The following is a 16,258-nucleotide window of genomic DNA, read 5'->3' on the forward strand; positions in this document are numbered from 1 at the left end:
CTCATCTCGCCTGACATTGGGAATGTAACGATTAAAAACCAATGAACAGGAATCATTCTTTATGCAACAGGGTAATCACAAGCATATGCTGCGCCGTAAAGGGAGTGTCGTGGCGTTGCAATTGGCATTGATGGTCATGGCGGGTGTGTCTAGCTCCATGAGCACTTATGCGGCTGAACCAGCGGCTATCAATAACAAGCAAACGTACAACATTCCGGCGGGCCCACTTGATAAGGCGCTGGCGGCTTTTGCCGGTGCTAGCGGTATTAATCTTTCCCTTAACCCCACATTGACCTCAGGCCTGCAAAGCGCGGGCTTGCAAGGCAGTTACGGCGTTAAAGAAGGCTTTAACCGCTTGCTGACCGGTAGTGGGCTGGAAGCTGTCGTGGATGGCAGTGGCAACTGGAAACTACGCAAGGCCACCGCGCTGCAAGGCTCGGCTGAGAAATCCAACACTACCCTACCTGAAGTGAGCGTGGTCGCGGCACATGATCGCGACTCAAGGGCCATCAGCGAAGGCACACGCTCTTATGCCGCGCGTGCTGTGACGATAGGCAAGGGTGAACAATCCTTGCGTGAAACCCCGCAATCCGTCAGTGTCGTCACGCGCCAGCGCATGGATGATCAAAACCTGACAACGCTTGATAGTGTGCTGATGCAAACGACGGGTGTCACTCGTCAATTCCGTAATTTTGGTCACTCTGTTTATTATTCTCGCGGCTTTTCCATCAGTAATTTCATGCTAGATGGCGTTCCTATGGGGGATTATGGTGGGATAGGGGTAGCTCCTGATACAGCAATGCTAGATCGGATTGAGGTGCTGCGCGGCGCCCCCGGTCTTCTGGTTGGTAACGGTGATCCTGGTGGTACGGTGAATATGGCACGAAAACGTCCCTTGGCTGAAAAACAGATACAGGTGATAGCTCGAGCGGGAAGCTGGGATTATTACCGCCTTGACGGTGATATTACGGGCTCTCTTAATGACGCTGGCACCCTGCGCGGGAGGCTGGTAGCTGGCTATGAAGACAGGCATTACTTCTATGATGAAGCGCAGACCAAGCTACCTTTACTCTACGGTATTCTTGAGGCGGATATCGGCACCAATACGGTGGCGGCAATAGGCATACGGTATCAGGATCACAAACAGAATGGCGGGCGCTGGGTAGGTGGCTTGCCTTTGTCCAGTGATGGGTCTGACCTTAAGCTTTCCCGATCTACATCCTTAGGGCCGAGTTGGACTAGCTATGAAAGCGAAGTGAAAGAGATATTCGGTGATGTGACGCGTCATTTTAATGATGACTGGAAACTCAAACTTAGTGCTACACACCAGCGTGTGACTCGCACCGATGCTGCGATGCAAAGATCTACATATGTCAATCCACAAACCGGGATCATATCTTTTACGAGAATGAATTTTTCTGAGAACAAACTCGAGAAGAATGTTGCAGACGCTCAGTTGAATGGCAAATTCATGGGCTGGGGGCGAGAGCACGAAATATTCATTGGAGCTAATTGGCAAGAAGAGAAGACACTGTCGTCGCGTAGTTATCTTGCACCTTACAGTCCCAATGTAAGCGCTAATGTCTATGATCTGGATATTTCAAGTTTGCCGAGGTTATACCGAGGGACTTATGGCCCTGCTACTAACCAAGAATCTACCACACAGGGTCTTTATGGGAATTTGCGCTTGCAACTAGTGGATTCGCTGAAGCTGATTCTGGGGGGACGTGTCAGCTGGTATGAGTTTGAGAACTCTAGTAATACTTCTTATAAACAGACCCGTGAAGTTACGCCATATGCTGCTTTGATTTGGCAGATCAATGACACTTGGTCTGCTTACGGTAGTTATACGGATATTTTCCAGCCACAAAGTTCTGCTTACACCGCCGCTGGCAATCCACTTGAGCCCGCTGTTGGTAGTAATTATGAAGCAGGTATCAAGGGTGAGTTTTATGGCGGTAAATTGAATACTTCCCTAGCGGTATTCCGGATTGACCAGGACAACCGTGCCATGACCGATCCCAGATTTCCTACCAATTGCCCGGCCTCACCTATAGGGGGCGGATGCTCAATTAATGGTGGCAAGATCAGGAGCGAAGGGGTTGATGCTGAGGTGAACGGTGAGATTCTGCCCAATCTCCAGCTTTCTGCAGGATATACCTTCAATGCAGTCAAAAATCTCAAGGATAGGGATGAAACGGGTGCGCCAACTGCGAGCGAGGGAAATCGGTGGATGGGAGATCACAATCCACGACATTTGTTACGTAGTTGGGCTAGTTACAAGTTGCCCGGCGATTGGGATAGATTTACTGTCGGTGGCGGGTTTACCTTGCAAAGTAAATTATCGTATGTTGATCTATATGGCCCAGCTGGAATCGTAACCCGAAATCAGCATGGTTATTCAGTCTGGAATGCATATGCGAGCTACCGGATTGACGAACATTGGACTGCTGCATTAAACGTCAATAATCTTTTCGATAAGCGGTATTACACCGATGCATTGCGGAGCCAATATGCTGAGCCGCAAAGCGTGATGCTGACATTGCGCGGTAATTTCTGACGCAACAGCAGCGTGGACGTGAGTATCTTCCTACCCTGAGCCAGTGCATACTGGCGTGGGGTAGAAGATGCTTAAGCAGATTAAGTCACTCATCCTCATCTACATTGACATCATTAAATGATAAGGTTTATCATTTACATTCCTAATTAACTTTATGGCAGGGGCGCTCATAGTTTTTGCCACACTAAGGGGAATTCTAATGATGAAGTATTTAGTCGGTTCAGTAGCATTGGCTGCAACCATGATGGTTTCTGTTGCGCAAGCGAATGACACTGCTGCACCATTTGTTGATGTGGCTGATTCCGTTGAGTTCAACGGCTGGAACAGTCTGGTTAGTTCCAAGGTAACGATAGATCAACTCGTGGCTGGTTACGATGCGAACGTCGCTGGTTCTGGGGATGCTGTCTTCACACGTATTGCAGGTACCGCTTACCCTGCTGGTGGTGGTTTGTATGAATGGGGTGGCCCTTTCTCTACATTCACCCTGACAGATGCTACTGTCGCAGATAGTCTGACTTCCGTGGTATTCCAAAGTCACAGTGCCCCCAGTGGTGCAGGTATAGGGCTGTATGATGTCTCTCTGAGCTATACCATTGACGGTGTAGATTACTTGGCAGCACTGATGGATAACAATGCGCAGGCCAGTGAGTATAAGTACTTCTCCTGGGATCTGAGCAGCGTGACCGGTATTGATGCTATCAAGGTGACATTCTCCACTGGGGCGCATGCCAACTCCTTCGCATTCCAGCTCGACCAAGTAGTCGCCGCTGTGCCAGAGCCTTCTGAATATGCGCTGTTGCTGGCTGGCTTGGCTTTCGTTGGCTTCGCTGCACGTCGCAAACAACAAGCCTAAGCCAAAAGCTGACGCTTGAAGTGAAAACGGCAACCTCTAGAGGTTGCCGTTTTTTTTGTATCAAAATCAAACCCCTGACAAGTCAGGGTAGTAGCCAGAAATGATCGCAATCTTCGGGGGGAATGGATGATATTACCAAGCTACTGTGAGTAGTGTAGTGAGCGAGTGTGATGGTTTTATTTTCTTTTCATGACTAAAAAATGACAAATCATGGAGTACTGGAATGGAAATATGGATAAGCGCACGCATGTAAACGATGTTGACAATCATTTTCATTTAATGGATGATGAGTGTCATACATTCTTGGCACTCTAACTTTCTCCGCCAATAATGTCATTCCAAAGGCCAGCATTGATTGCTGGCCTTCTTTTTATGTTATTGGGTCGGCGCGACGGCAGTTATGGGTAACAATTCAGCATCTCGGCACCACTTGTTGGCCGAATGGTATCGTCATCATCATGGTTGGCTGGTCGGCTGGCTAAAGCGCAAGCTTGAGGGCGCGGCGCATGCCGATGATTTGGCGCAAGAGGCGTTTGTGCGCCTGTTCAAGGCGCCGCAATTGGAGGATGTGCGTGAGCCTCGTGCCTTCCTGACGGTGGTGGCCAAGCGCGAATTGTATAATTTCTGGCGGCGGCGCGAGCTGGAGCAGGCTTATCTTGATGCCTTGGCCCAGATGCCCGAGGATCTTGGTCTTTCTCAGGAAGAGTATGCCTTGCTGAAGGAAGCTATCCTCATCATTGATCGTCAACTTGATGGCTTGCCAGCAAAAGTGAAGCAGGCATTCCTGCTCAACCGTCTGGAAGGCCTGACCTATGTGGCGATTGCGCAAGAAATGCATGTTTCTGTCGCGACCATTGAACGCTACATGAAGCAGGCCATCATGCATTGTCATCTTGCGCGGATTGAGGGCAGGCTATGAGCCAGCCAGCCTTGCCACATGAAACGCTGGAAGCCGCCGTCGACTGGCTGGTCAAGCTGAGTTCGGGAGCGGTCAGTGATGAGTTGAACGCACAATTCCAGTTGTGGCTGGATGCCGACATGCATCACGCTATGGCATGGCAGCAGCTTTCCCAAAGCATGTCGGGTTTCGAGCAAGTACAACACCTGGCGGGTCGGCAAGAAGGGCATGCACCTGCCGTGCGTCAGGTGTTATCAGGCAAGCCTCTTGCTGATCGTCGTCACTTCCTGAAAAGCGGTGCTGCCGTGGTGGCGTTGGGCTTGGGCACTGCCTATCTGGCCAACCGGGTGACTCCCCTCTCCCACATCATGTCAGACCATGTGACCTCTACGGGTGAGCGAAAGAAGCTTGTCCTGGCTGATGGTACGCGGGTGCAGCTCAATGCGCGCTCTGCGCTCGACGTTGATTTTTCCGAGAAGCAACGTGTGCTCACGTTGCATCAGGGAGCCTGTATTGTCGATGTAGCACCTGATGCATTGCGGCCTTTAATGCTGCGCACTGTGCATGGTGTAGTGAAGGCTGGTGGTGGGTGCCGCATGCTGGCGGGAATCTCCGGCGGGCAAACTTATGCCATGGTGCAGCAGCAATCGTTAGTGGTTGCTCCGCTTCATCAGCCAGAAGCCGTACTCACCTCTAGTGAAGCCGTCGCAGCCTGGTTTGATCAACATGCCTTGATGTTGAAACCTGCTAACGTGAATGCCAGTATGGCATGGGAACACGGCATGCTGGATGTGCGTGACCAGCGCCTGGAGGAAGTGGTGGAGCGTCTGCGGGCCTACCATGCTAGCTGGATCAGGCTTGCGCCTCGTGCGGCAGGCCTGCGGGTGTTTGGCATGTTCCAGTTGGATGACATTGGGCAGATCATGCATGCATTGCAGTCCATTCTGCCAATCAGCATTCGGCGTTACGGCAGTTTGGTGACCATGATTGATTTGGTCTAGTAAAGTTTCCAGAAAAGTGAGGGGTTTTCCTCAAGGTGTTGGACAAGGAAATATAAACCTTCGATAAAACTCAGGGAGTAACTCATGCAGTCCACTATGTTGCGGCCATGCCTCCTGGCATTGGCTATTTCCTCAATATTTCCACTGACGCCTGCATTTGCGGCAGAGCCAGCCTCACAAGTTGTGGCGGTGCAATACAACATCACTGCCGCTGGCTTGGCAGATGTACTGAGCCAAATTGCAGTTGCCAGTGGCCAGAATATTGTAGCGGAGCCCAAGCTGATTGAAGGCAAGCGCGGTAATGTGGTGCGAGGCCATTACACGCCGCGCCAGGCTATAGAGCAGGCACTGGTGGGGACTGGGTTGCAAGTGGTTGCTAATGAGGCTGGTGGCTTTGTGATTCGTGCCAGCGCACAGCTTAATAGTGCGGTGCAGGAAAATGCCTTGCCGGAAGTGGCAGTAAAGGCGACTGCCTTCGAGGCGGTAACGGAAGGCAGTAGCTCCTACACCACGCCGTCCATGAGCACAGCCACGCGCCTGCCTCTGTCCATGCGGGAGACGCCGCAGGCTGTCACGGTGGTCACACGCCAGCGCATGGATGACCAGGGCATGCTGAATATCAACGATGTGGTCAGAAGCACGCCAGGCATTTTCCTCAGTAACGCCGATGGCCCGGGGCGTCCCAATTTCGAAGCGCGGGGGTTCGGGATCAGCAATATCATGTACGACGGAGCGCTGGTGCCATGGTCGTCCTACATTCCAAGCGCTCAGGTCAACTTGGCAATGTTCGATCGGGTGGAAGTGGTACGCGGCGCGACCGGGCTCATGCAGGGGGCTGGCAATCCTTCGGCCGCGATCAACCTGGTGCGTAAAAGGCCTACGAGCGAATTTAAGGGCTCCTTGACTGCCTACGCAGGAAGCTGGGATAGCTATGGCAGCATTCTTGACCTGGGCGGTGCCTTGAATGAGGCGGCTTCGTTGCGCGGGCGCGTGGTGGCTTCCGTGCAGGAGGCAGGAAGTTTCCGCGACGGGCAGAGTTACGACAATCATCTGTTCTACGCAATTGGGGAGGCCGACCTCTCCGAAAAGACCACGCTAACCGTGGGCGCTTATACACAGAAAGATGGAACAAACGGGGCATGGTGGGGCGGACTCCCCATCAACCGGGATGGTAGCCATGTCAACCTCAAACGTTCTGCAACACTGACGAATAGCTGGGAATACCTGGACCAAGAAACCAAGAGCATTTTTGCGATTGTTGAACATCGCTTCAATGAAGATTGGAAGCTGAAGTTCAATACCACATATATGTGGAGCCATATTGACGGTCTCGGTACCTTCATGCGGAGTAGAGTGATTGGCGGCAATATCAATCGCGACCTCATGGCATGGCGCGGGGAGCAGGAAAACAAGGCATCCAGCTATGACCTGGTCGTGAACGGCAAGTATGAATTGCTTGGTCGGCAACACGAGCTGGTGTTCGGCACCAATCGCAACCAGTTCGACTCCAGCCCAAGAAATTACGGAACGACGTATATTGGCAGCAATACGGATATCTACAACTGGAGCAGGAGCGCATTGCTCAAGCCCAACCTGCCTTACACGACTACTGGCCATACGCGTACCCAGCAGGATGGAGCTTATGTGACGACGCGCCTCAATCTGGCCGAGCAGTGGAAACTGATATTGGGCGGCCGATTGGATTGGTATGACTACGACAACTACCGTAATACCTCGGATTACAAAGTAGTGCGTAATGTCACCCGCTATGCGGGGTTGATATACGATATCAACGATCAGCACTCGCTGTATGCCAGTTTCACGGATATTTTCAGCCCGCAAAGCAGCATCGGACGTGATGGCAGCGTGATTCGCCCGATTGATGGCGAGAATTATGAACTGGGACTCAAGGGCGAATACCTGGACGGTGCGTTGAATGCCAGTATTGCCTTGTTCCAGGTGAACCAGAAGAATCGCTCTCGCGCTGTCAGGGATGTCAGCGAGTGCCAGGTAGGCACGAGCTGTTCGGAAGCATCGGGCGAAGTGCGTAGCCGGGGTGTGGATATGGAGCTGCAAGGCGCGTTGCGGCCCAATTGGCAAATCGGGGCTGGCTACACCTATACCAACACCGAATACATCAAAGACAACACTTATGACAAGGGTGACCGTTTCAATACACTGTTACCTGAACACATGTTCAAGCTGACGACTGTCTATCGTTTCCTCGGCGATTGGGAAAATTGGAGAGTGGGTGCCAACTTGTATAGCCAAAGCCGTATGTATGCGACAGCTGAAGAATCCGGTACTACCCAGGATGTCGAGCAGAAGGCTTATTCGTTAGTGGATTTGATCGTGGGCTACAAGGCCAGCAAGAATCTGGATTTCCAGCTCAATATCAACAATCTGCTGGACAAGACCTATTACCGTGGCATTTCCAACAGTGCCACTTGGGCGTGGGAAAGTTATGGAGAGCCTAGGAGCGTCCGCATGACTGCTAGATATACATTCTAACCATCCTCCCGAATTGACCGCTTTCCAGGCTTCGTTCTGGAAAGCGGTTTTTTTATTGCTTAACCTACGCATAAAATAATAAAATGAGAACCATTTCTATTCATTGACTGTGGTTCCTGCTGCCATGTCTTCGGCAAATACCCCTTCCCACACCGAGATTCTGCGTACCTTGTACCTTGATCATCAAGGCTGGTTGCACAATTGGTTAAGGCATAAGCTGGGTTGTCATCATCAGGCAGCGGATTTGGCGCAGGATACATTTTTCCGCTTATTGTCGCTTTCTCGTGTCGACCTTGCCGCGTTGCAAACTCCACGCGCCTATCTCACTACCACTGCCACCCGCTTGCTGATTGATCAAGCCCGTCGTCGCAAGGTAGAGCAAGCTTATCTTGAGGCCTTGTCGCTGACACAGGTGGATAGTCATGCGGTTTCGCCTGAGCAGCACCTGCTGACCGTGGAAACATTGACGTTGATTACCGCTATGCTGGAAAGCATGTCGGAGAAAGCGCGCCAGGCCTTTATGCTGAGCCGCCTGGAAAACCTGACTTACCCCGAAATCGCCACCATCCTGGGCGTTTCGAGCAGTATGGTGAAGCAATACATCGCCCAGGCGATGGTGCATTGCCATGCCATTGTTTATGGCATGGATAGCTGAACTGCATCATGCAAACTTCAATGACGCCTTTGCCTAACACCATCATTGAACAAGCGGCGGCCTGGCATGCCCACCTGCAATCTGGCGAGGTGAGCGATAGCGAGCAGGCAGCGTTTGCGCAATGGCATGCTGCTGATCCTGCGCATGCCGAGGCTTATACGCGGATGGAAGCCTTGTGGGCAAACTTTGAGCAGGTGCAGGCTGATCCCGCCAAGAAAGCCGTACAGGCTGTTCTCCAGCCCACAGCCAAGCGCCGCAGCAAGCTGGCTGTTCGTACCCTGGCATTGGCAGCAGTGGTGCTTGCCACGGGTTGGCTGTCGCAAACCCAACCCGCCCGCGTGATGATGGCGGATTACCGCACCGGCATTGGCGAGCAGCGCGTGATCACGCTGGCTGACAATAGCCAATTGACGCTGGATACGCACAGTGCCGTTAATATCAGCTTCAATGACCGTGTGCGCCATGTAGAGCTGCTGCAAGGCAAGCTTTTGGTGACTGTTGCCAAGGACAAGCGCAGGCCTTTTATTGTGGAAACCCTTGAGGGCACGGCACGCGCGCTGGGTACGCAATATCAAGTCACGCGGCATAGAAAAGTGACCCAGGTGACGGTGTTGGAATCCAGTGTTGAGGCTTGCGCCAGCAAACAATCATCTTGCGTGACGCTGCACCCTGGCGATGCAACACGCATACATGATGTAAGGGTTGAGCCTGTGATGGTGGCCAATGTGCCACAGGAAACCGCCTGGACGCACTTCAAGCTGCTGGCAGACGATATGCCGCTAGCGACCTTGCTCAAAGAGTTACAACGCTATCATCGCGGGCATCTTTATGTGGATGAAGCCGCGATCAGCGATGTGCATGTGTCTGGTGTATTTGCACTGGATGATACTGCGCATACGCTGAAGGTACTGGCGGATACTACCCCTGTGGTGATGACGCAATACACCCCCTGGCTGACGATAATTAGGCCTGCGAAATAAAAATATTTCGCATTCACTGTCCCTCTCTTGTACTGATGCGTCATTGATAGTGAACATCATTATTCAGGGAGAGTTAACTCAATGCAGTCATTCCATTTCAAGCAGAAACCCTTGGCCATGCTGCTGGCAGTTTCTGCCATTACACTTTCTACTATCCCGCAATGGGCCCATGCCGATACCACTAGCCAGGTAGCCAATCAGCAATCCTATGACATTGCCGCTGGCTCGCTGACCAGTGTGCTAAATAGTTTTGCCCAAGCGGCTGGTGTGGTGCTGTCATTCGACCCTGCGTTGACCGCAAGTAAAACCAGCAATGGCATCAAGGGCAGCTACACTCTCAAGCAGGGGTTTGATACCCTGCTGCGCGATGCAGGCCTGCAAGTAGCTCCGGCTGCAGATGGCGGATATACCCTGAAGAAAGTGCCTCTGAGCAGCGTATCCTCACAAGCCGATGTGTTGCCGGAAGTATCGGTCAAGGCGAGTGCAGAAAAGACAGCCGTGACTGAAAACAGCGGCTCTTATACTTCTAATTTGGTGTCTATTGGTAAGGGGGAGCAACGCTTACGCGATATTCCGCAATCCATCTCTATCGTCACCCGGCAGCGTATGGAAGACCAAAACCTGACAACCGTTGCAGAAGCGATGGAGCAGACCACGGGGGTGACGGTGGTGAGTTATGGCAGTGGTACCAGCGGCTTGATGATGAGGGGCTACCAGATACAGGCCATTCAGGTGGATGGTATTGCGGTCAATACCGATCAGGGAACGTGGGGGAATAGCAGCTTTGACCTTGCTACCTATGATCGTGTTGAAGTGTTGCGAGGTGCTGCCGGTTTACTGCAGGGGGCTGGTGAGCCCGGAGGTACGATCAACCTGGTACGTAAGCGAGCGCTATCGAACTTTGCCATCAAGACCAACTTTCTCGCGGGTTCCTGGGACACCTATCGTGGAGAGTTTGATGTCACAGGCGCACTGGATGGCGAAGGAAAGTTACGTGGAAGATTGGTCGCGATGTATGATGACCGACGGTCATTTATTGACCATGTCAGCGCGCAAAAACCACTGCTCTACGCTACGCTGGAGTACGATCTTGCACCGCGTACTACCCTCTCGGCAGGCATTACTCTGCAGAGCATGGATGTTGTGCCCACTATAGGTTTGCCAATCTATCTGAATGGCCGAAACCCCACTAGCATCAGTCGTTCAACCTTTATTGGCGCACGTTGGGACAACAAAACAGAGCACAGTCAGAGTTATTTTGTTGAGCTGGAGCACAAGCTTGAGGCTGGAGGGGAGGCCAAGCTTAGGTTGAGTGTGCTGAACCGAGATATGGATGTCGAGTTTATCAATGGTAATGGCTATATTGACCAGGTGACTGGTGACTTTGCCACCAGGACGTTAAGCGCCAAGACACGCTCCCATGATTATGGTCTGGATGCCTATGTCAGCAAGCCTTTGGAATTTCTGGGGCGCGAGCATCAGTTCATGGTAGGAATGAATTCACGAATTTACCGCTTCTCCAGCAATTATGCTTACGGCAGTGGGCCAATGCAAAATATTGTTGATCCGGATAATAATATTGCCAAGCCAGATTTTAATTTTGCTGATCCCAACATTAACACGATAACCCAAACAGGCATTTATGGTCGGGCAGTTTTGCAAGTGCTGGATCAGACCAAGCTGATCTTGGGTGGACGCGTAAGTAACTGGAAAACCGAGACCAAGAATGTTCCCGAGGCCTACGACAACATCACCCAGAAATTTACCCCCTATATCGGCCTGGTTGTTGATTTGAAAAAGAATTTCTCGGTTTATGGTAGTTATAGCGACATTTTTGTGCCGCAAACTTCCCAAAAGGCGGATTTCAGCCTATTGAAACCACGGGTGGGCAAGCAGGGTGAACTTGGTATCAAGGGCGAGTTTGATCAGGGGCGCGTGAATATGCATGCTGCCATATTCCGTATCATTGATGAAAATCGGCCTATCAGTGACCCGAATAATCCCGATTTCTCACTGGCCTCTGGCAAGGTTCGCAGCCAAGGGTTTGAAAGCGAGATAAGTGGACGTGTTTCGCCTAAGTGGGATGTGATCGCTGGCTATACCTATACCGACACCAAGTATCTGGATGCAGAGGAAACGCTGCAAGGTGCGAGATTTGCCCCGAATAACCCCAAACACCTACTTAAGCTATGGAACAAGTACAAGCTCAGTGGAGATAGCACACAGGGGTGGAGCATTGGTGGTGGACTCAATATCAATAGTGGTATTTATGCTGTGGATGGAGACACTACCTGGAAACAAGGGGGGTATACCCTTGCCTCATTGCAAGTGGCGTACCGCATCAACCAGCATTGGGATATCAGCCTTACAGGTAACAACCTATTTGATAAGAAATATTTCTCAAAGGTGGAGGGATGGACCAGGCAAACTTTCTTTGGTGATCCGCGAAACTTCATGCTGACTTTGCGCGGTAGTTTCTAACTTATCGGGTCGCGTCATCACCACCCCTTCTGGGCATCCGCCTGGAAGGGGTTTTTTAGTGCGGCTCACTGATACAGATCAACACAAAGGCCAGTTTTTAGCGAGGTGGGGAAGCAGCATGGCATGGCAGGTGCTTGCAATGACTAAATCGCTCTCACTTTTTAACGCTAAAGAATATAATAGTTCTTATTTGCAAAATTTGTGCTGGCCTAGTGCATGCCCACCCCCACATTTCATCCTGATATTCATGATGCTGCGTTGCAGCAAGACCTAGAGGCGCTGTATACCGGCCACCACCGTTGGCTGCGCTCATGGTTGAGGCGGCAGCTGCATTGCAGCGAGAGCGCGGCTGATTTGGCGCAAGACACCTTCATGCGTGTCATCGCCGCGCGCAATGCGAGCCAGATACTGGAGCCGCGCGTCTATCTTGCCACGGTGGCGCGGCGGGTGATGGTGGATTATTTTCGCCGCAGTGCGCTGGAGCGGGCCTACCTGGAAGCGATTGCCCACTTTCCTGAGCCGGTGCAGATTTCCGTGGAAGAGCGCAGTATGGTCATCGAAACCCTGTGTGAGATTGATGCCATGCTGGATGCGTTGGGCGAAAAGCCGAGGCAGGCTTTCCTGATGTCGCAATTAGATGGCCTTACCTATCAGGAAATTGCCGAGCGCATGAATCTCTCCGTCAGTTCCATCAAGAAATATATGGCGCGCGCGATCGAACACTGCCTGTTGTTTTCCCTCTCATGAGCGATACCATCTCTCCCGATCCGCATATTGCCCGGCGTGTGATTCGCGAAGCGGCTGGCTGGTATAGCCAGTTATGTTCAGGCGAAGCGAGCGCAGCAGATAAGCTGGCTTGGCAACACTGGCTGGATCAAGGCTGGGAACAACAGTGGGCCTGGTCGCGTGTGGAGCATTTGCAGCAGCAAATGTCAGTGGCCCCTGGTCGTCTGACACGCAATGTGCTGGATTCCGGCGCTGAAGAAATGCGGGCTAGCCGTCGAGCACTGCTCAAGGGACTTGGCGTTGTGGCTGTCACTGCGCCATTGGTTTGGCAGGGCTGGCGCACTCAGCCATGGCAGGCTGTGCTGGCTGATTACAGCACGGCGATCGGTGAGCGTCGTGAATGGGTGCTGGCAGATGGCACTCGCCTTACCCTCAATACCGATAGTGCCGTAAATGTGGTTTTTGATCAGCATGTGCGCATGGTGCAGCTCATCAAGGGCGAGATTTACATTGAAACCGGACATGCATCCGCAGCGTTGCAACAACCATTTATCGTCAAAACCGCACAGGCTAGGTTACGGGCGCTGGGAACACAATTTACCGTCAGGCAGCATGCAAATGCAACTTGGCTGGGCGTAATGCAGCATGCCGTTGAGGTGCATGCTGCGCATGCAGGCCCAGCCTACATCGTGCCTGCTGGGCAGCAAGTCATGATTGGAGAGGAGGCCTCTGAGCCAGTGCGTGCGCTGGCTGGCAATGAGGCAAGCTGGCGACGCGGGATGCTGGTGGTCACTGATTGGCGCTTGGCAGACCTCGTGGCCGAACTGGGCCGTTATCGCCGAGGTGTCTTGCGCTGCGACCCGCAGCTCGCCGAGCAAAGGATTTCAGGCGCTTTCCCAGTGGATGATACCAATATCGCTCTGGAGGCGATTCAGACTGCCCTGCCGCAAGTGCGGATCAATTATTTCTCACGGTACTGGGTGACGTTACGTTCCACTGCATAAACCCAATCAGGTAAAACGTAAAAGTTTCCATTTGCATTGTCCCTTTCCTGATTTCGTTCGACCCATCCCATGACAACATTCAATTTGTTATTGGGAGACAGTATGAACAAGCAAACCAAAGCCGGCAGTAAAAAGCACTGGCAACACAAGGTGCTCAGCACCATGTTGGCCACAGCATTCGGTATCACTTCATTACCTTTTTACCTCGGTATGTCATCTGTAATTGCAGCGGAAACCGAGGCTAGCCGTACCTATGATATTCCTCCCGGTGCCTTGGATGGCGCGTTGAGCCGCTTTGCTGGCGAGGCAGGCGTGGTGCTTTCGTTCGAAGCGGAGCAAGCCAGGCACCTTGCCACTCATGGCTTGAAAGGTCATTACAGCGTTAAACGCGGCTTTGATGCACTTCTGGAAAACAGTGGCTTGCAGGCCGTGGAGGTGCAGCCGGGGCGATTTACCCTGAAAGCTATTACTAACAGCCAAATGCAGAAGTCGAACACGGATACCCTGCCAGAGGTAAAAGTGGCTGTGCAGGCCGATCGTGACGGTACGACTGAGGGTACTGCATCTTATCGTGCGAAATATACCAGTACTGCCACCAAGCTTGCTCTTTCTCCGCGCGAAACCCCGCAGACCGTCACGGTGATTGGCCGCAAGCAGATGGATGATTTCGGCATGATGTCCGTGGATGATGCATTGAAGACCGCTAGCGGAGTATTTGTGTATGAGCGAGGGGCGAATGGTAACGACTATTACAGCCGTGGATTCAGCATGCAATCACAGTACGATGGCATGCTCAATCCAACAGGCATCAGCGATTCCAACCGAAATCCACTGGTTGATAATGCTTTTCTTGATCGCGTAGAGGTATTGCAAGGTGCATCGGGTTTACTCAATGGTGCGGGCTCTCCCGGCGGTACGATTAACTTGGTGCGCAAGCGTCCTACGCAAGAGTTTCAGGCGCGGGCGGAAGTGCAGCTTGGTTCATGGGATCAACGTCGTTTTGTGGGTGACGTATCAGGGCCGCTCACGGAGTCAGGCAAGGTGCGGGGCCGCTTTGTAGCATTGGTGGATGATGCTAATTCTTTCATCGATTATGCCTTCAACAACAAGCAGGGTGTATACGGCATTATTGAGGCAGAGGTGACGCCTACCACGTTGGTCAGTGCCAGTGTGCAATACCAAAAAGACTTGGGGCGTAATCATTTGGGGGTGCCATATGCGGCAGATGGCAGTGATCCTGGCCTTAAGCGCTCTTCTTTCTTTGGTAATCCTGATAGCCATAACAATAAGGATTACACGCTGTATACAGTGGGTATTGAGCAAAAACTGTTTGATGACTGGTTGCTCAAAGCTACATACATGCGCGGGTTGACTGATGTCTATCAGTCCAAGGACAGCTGGTTGAACGGTAGCCTCAATCCAACTACTGGTGCTGGGTTGAGCCTCTATCAGAACGTCAAGTTGACAAGGGATCTTAAGTCAGATGCGCTGGATGTGCATGCTTCTGGGCCCGTGACTTTGTTCGGGCGAACCCACGAACTGACATTGGGCATCAACGGGTCTAAGTTACAGTCCGAAACCAAAGGGACGGACTATAGGCTGGCAGCTACTATTCCTAATGGCTATGACTTTGATCCCAACTCGATTGTGACACCAGTGCCCGGCGGTACTTATGGCAGTGATGATGTGACTCGACAGCACGGGATGTTTGCAGTGGGCCGCTTCAATCTGAGTGATTCACTTAAGATGATTTTAGGGTCGCGAGTCAGTTGGTATCGCCTGACAGACCGCTTGGGAACGAGTAGTCAAACTGAAACTGGTGTAGTCACGCCATATGCTGGCCTGGTCTATGATTTTGATAGTGAATATTCGGTGTATGCCAGCTATGCCGATATTTTCAAGCCGCAGGAGTTTCGCAGTGCGAATGGCAGCCGATTGGAGCCAGTGATCGGGGCCAATTACGAAGTGGGTATCAAGGGTGAGTTGTTGAACAAGCAATTGAATGTAGCGGCAGCATTTTTCCGGCTTGAGCAAACGAATCTTGCTAGGGCTGATACCTCAATACCTTTCAATTTGGGCAATATTTGCCAGGGCCGCTGTTATACAGCGTCGGACAAGATAGTGAGCCAAGGGTTGGAGCTTAACCTGAACGGCGAAATCAGTGCGGGCTGGAATGTGGCAGCTGGTTATACCTATATGCATAGCGAATACACGGTAGGCGAGAAAAAAGGCGACCGTTACATGACGACCTTACCTATGCATAGCTTGAGCTTGGTAAGCTACTATCGTATTCCTAGTACTGACTGGAGCATTGGGGGAAATGTTCGTGCCTATGGTCGCATTTATAACCAGGATGCGACTAACTATGACATTAAACGTGGCGGATTGACGATTGTCGGTTTAACGGCAAAGTATCAGATCAACAAAAAGACAGAGCTTAATCTGATTGTGAATAACTTGTTTGATCGCCGTTACTATGCCACCGTGGATAGCCTGAACTACACTACCTTTGCAGAGCCGCGCAGGATCATGGCCAACCTGAAATACCAGTTCTGAACTGGCATGCCGTAGTGCCAGGCTACACATAAA

The 16,258-nt window shown here is 51.8% G+C and carries 11 protein-coding genes; all 11 read left to right on the forward strand.

Translation table 11 applies throughout. The features are described from left to right. The first annotated feature begins 61 nt into the window (after positions 1-61). The 11 genes from ACIKP9_RS10180 to ACIKP9_RS10230 all read left to right on the forward strand — a co-directional run bounded on the left by ACIKP9_RS10180 (position 62) and on the right by ACIKP9_RS10230 (position 16,225). Complete coding sequence (locus tag ACIKP9_RS10180; RefSeq protein WP_400882230.1) at positions 62-2,560, forward strand: TonB-dependent siderophore receptor; 2,499 nt, start codon at positions 62-64, stop codon at positions 2,558-2,560. A gap of 199 nt (positions 2,561-2,759) precedes the next feature. Further along, positions 2,760-3,413, forward strand: coding sequence for an FxDxF family PEP-CTERM protein (locus ACIKP9_RS10185; RefSeq protein ID WP_400882233.1), 654 nt, complete (start codon positions 2,760-2,762; stop codon positions 3,411-3,413). Positions 3,414-3,813: 400 nt separating this feature from the next. Next, positions 3,814-4,332, forward strand: coding sequence for a sigma-70 family RNA polymerase sigma factor (locus ACIKP9_RS10190; RefSeq protein WP_400882236.1), 519 nt, complete (start codon positions 3,814-3,816; stop codon positions 4,330-4,332). Further along, positions 4,329-5,312: a FecR family protein gene (locus ACIKP9_RS10195; RefSeq protein WP_400882239.1), complete on the forward strand. Its 984-nt coding sequence runs from the start codon at positions 4,329-4,331 to the stop codon at positions 5,310-5,312. Before ACIKP9_RS10190 ends, ACIKP9_RS10195 begins: the two co-directional genes overlap by 4 nt. Positions 5,313-5,396: 84 nt before the next feature. After that, positions 5,397-7,823, forward strand: coding sequence for a TonB-dependent siderophore receptor (locus ACIKP9_RS10200; protein WP_400882242.1), 2,427 nt, complete (start codon positions 5,397-5,399; stop codon positions 7,821-7,823). Positions 7,824-7,947: 124 nt separating this feature from the next. Further along, positions 7,948-8,478: a sigma-70 family RNA polymerase sigma factor gene (locus tag ACIKP9_RS10205; protein WP_400882245.1), complete on the forward strand. Its 531-nt coding sequence runs from the start codon at positions 7,948-7,950 to the stop codon at positions 8,476-8,478. Positions 8,479-8,486: 8 nt separating this feature from the next. After that, positions 8,487-9,458, forward strand: a complete 972-nt coding sequence (locus tag ACIKP9_RS10210; RefSeq protein ID WP_400882248.1) for a FecR family protein — start codon at positions 8,487-8,489, stop codon at positions 9,456-9,458. Between the two features lie 81 nt (positions 9,459-9,539). Further along, positions 9,540-11,939: a TonB-dependent siderophore receptor gene (locus tag ACIKP9_RS10215; protein ID WP_400882251.1), complete on the forward strand. Its 2,400-nt coding sequence runs from the start codon at positions 9,540-9,542 to the stop codon at positions 11,937-11,939. Positions 11,940-12,155: 216 nt separating this feature from the next. Next, positions 12,156-12,686: a sigma-70 family RNA polymerase sigma factor gene (locus tag ACIKP9_RS10220; protein WP_400882253.1), complete on the forward strand. Its 531-nt coding sequence runs from the start codon at positions 12,156-12,158 to the stop codon at positions 12,684-12,686. Beyond that, positions 12,683-13,669, forward strand: a complete 987-nt coding sequence (locus ACIKP9_RS10225) for a FecR domain-containing protein (protein ID WP_400882256.1) — start codon at positions 12,683-12,685, stop codon at positions 13,667-13,669. Before ACIKP9_RS10220 ends, ACIKP9_RS10225 begins: the two co-directional genes overlap by 4 nt. Before the next feature lie 102 nt (positions 13,670-13,771). Then, positions 13,772-16,225: a TonB-dependent siderophore receptor gene (locus ACIKP9_RS10230; RefSeq protein ID WP_400882259.1), complete on the forward strand. Its 2,454-nt coding sequence runs from the start codon at positions 13,772-13,774 to the stop codon at positions 16,223-16,225. Positions 16,226-16,258 lie beyond the last annotated feature (33 nt).

Source organism: Methylobacillus methanolivorans (genome assembly GCF_044751345.1).
Lineage (GTDB): Bacteria > Pseudomonadota > Gammaproteobacteria > Burkholderiales > Methylophilaceae > Methylobacillus > Methylobacillus methanolivorans.

Bases quoted from the DNA above. Each gene is read 5' to 3' on its own strand.
- ACIKP9_RS10190 (WP_400882236.1), top strand. From the start codon at position 3,814: ATGGGTAACAATTCAGCATCTCGGCACCACTTGTTGGCCGAATGGTAT.
- ACIKP9_RS10230 (WP_400882259.1), top strand. From the start codon at position 13,772: ATGAACAAGCAAACCAAAGCCGGCAGTAAAAAGCACTGGCAACACAAG.
- ACIKP9_RS10205 (WP_400882245.1), top strand. From the start codon at position 7,948: ATGTCTTCGGCAAATACCCCTTCCCACACCGAGATTCTGCGTACCTTG.
- ACIKP9_RS10225 (WP_400882256.1), top strand. From the start codon at position 12,683: ATGAGCGATACCATCTCTCCCGATCCGCATATTGCCCGGCGTGTGATT.
- ACIKP9_RS10220 (WP_400882253.1), top strand. From the start codon at position 12,156: ATGCCCACCCCCACATTTCATCCTGATATTCATGATGCTGCGTTGCAG.
- ACIKP9_RS10200 (WP_400882242.1), top strand. From the start codon at position 5,397: ATGCAGTCCACTATGTTGCGGCCATGCCTCCTGGCATTGGCTATTTCC.
- ACIKP9_RS10210 (WP_400882248.1), top strand. From the start codon at position 8,487: ATGCAAACTTCAATGACGCCTTTGCCTAACACCATCATTGAACAAGCG.
- ACIKP9_RS10185 (WP_400882233.1), top strand. From the start codon at position 2,760: ATGATGAAGTATTTAGTCGGTTCAGTAGCATTGGCTGCAACCATGATG.
- ACIKP9_RS10215 (WP_400882251.1), top strand. From the start codon at position 9,540: ATGCAGTCATTCCATTTCAAGCAGAAACCCTTGGCCATGCTGCTGGCA.
- ACIKP9_RS10180 (WP_400882230.1), top strand. From the start codon at position 62: ATGCAACAGGGTAATCACAAGCATATGCTGCGCCGTAAAGGGAGTGTC.
- ACIKP9_RS10195 (WP_400882239.1), top strand. From the start codon at position 4,329: ATGAGCCAGCCAGCCTTGCCACATGAAACGCTGGAAGCCGCCGTCGAC.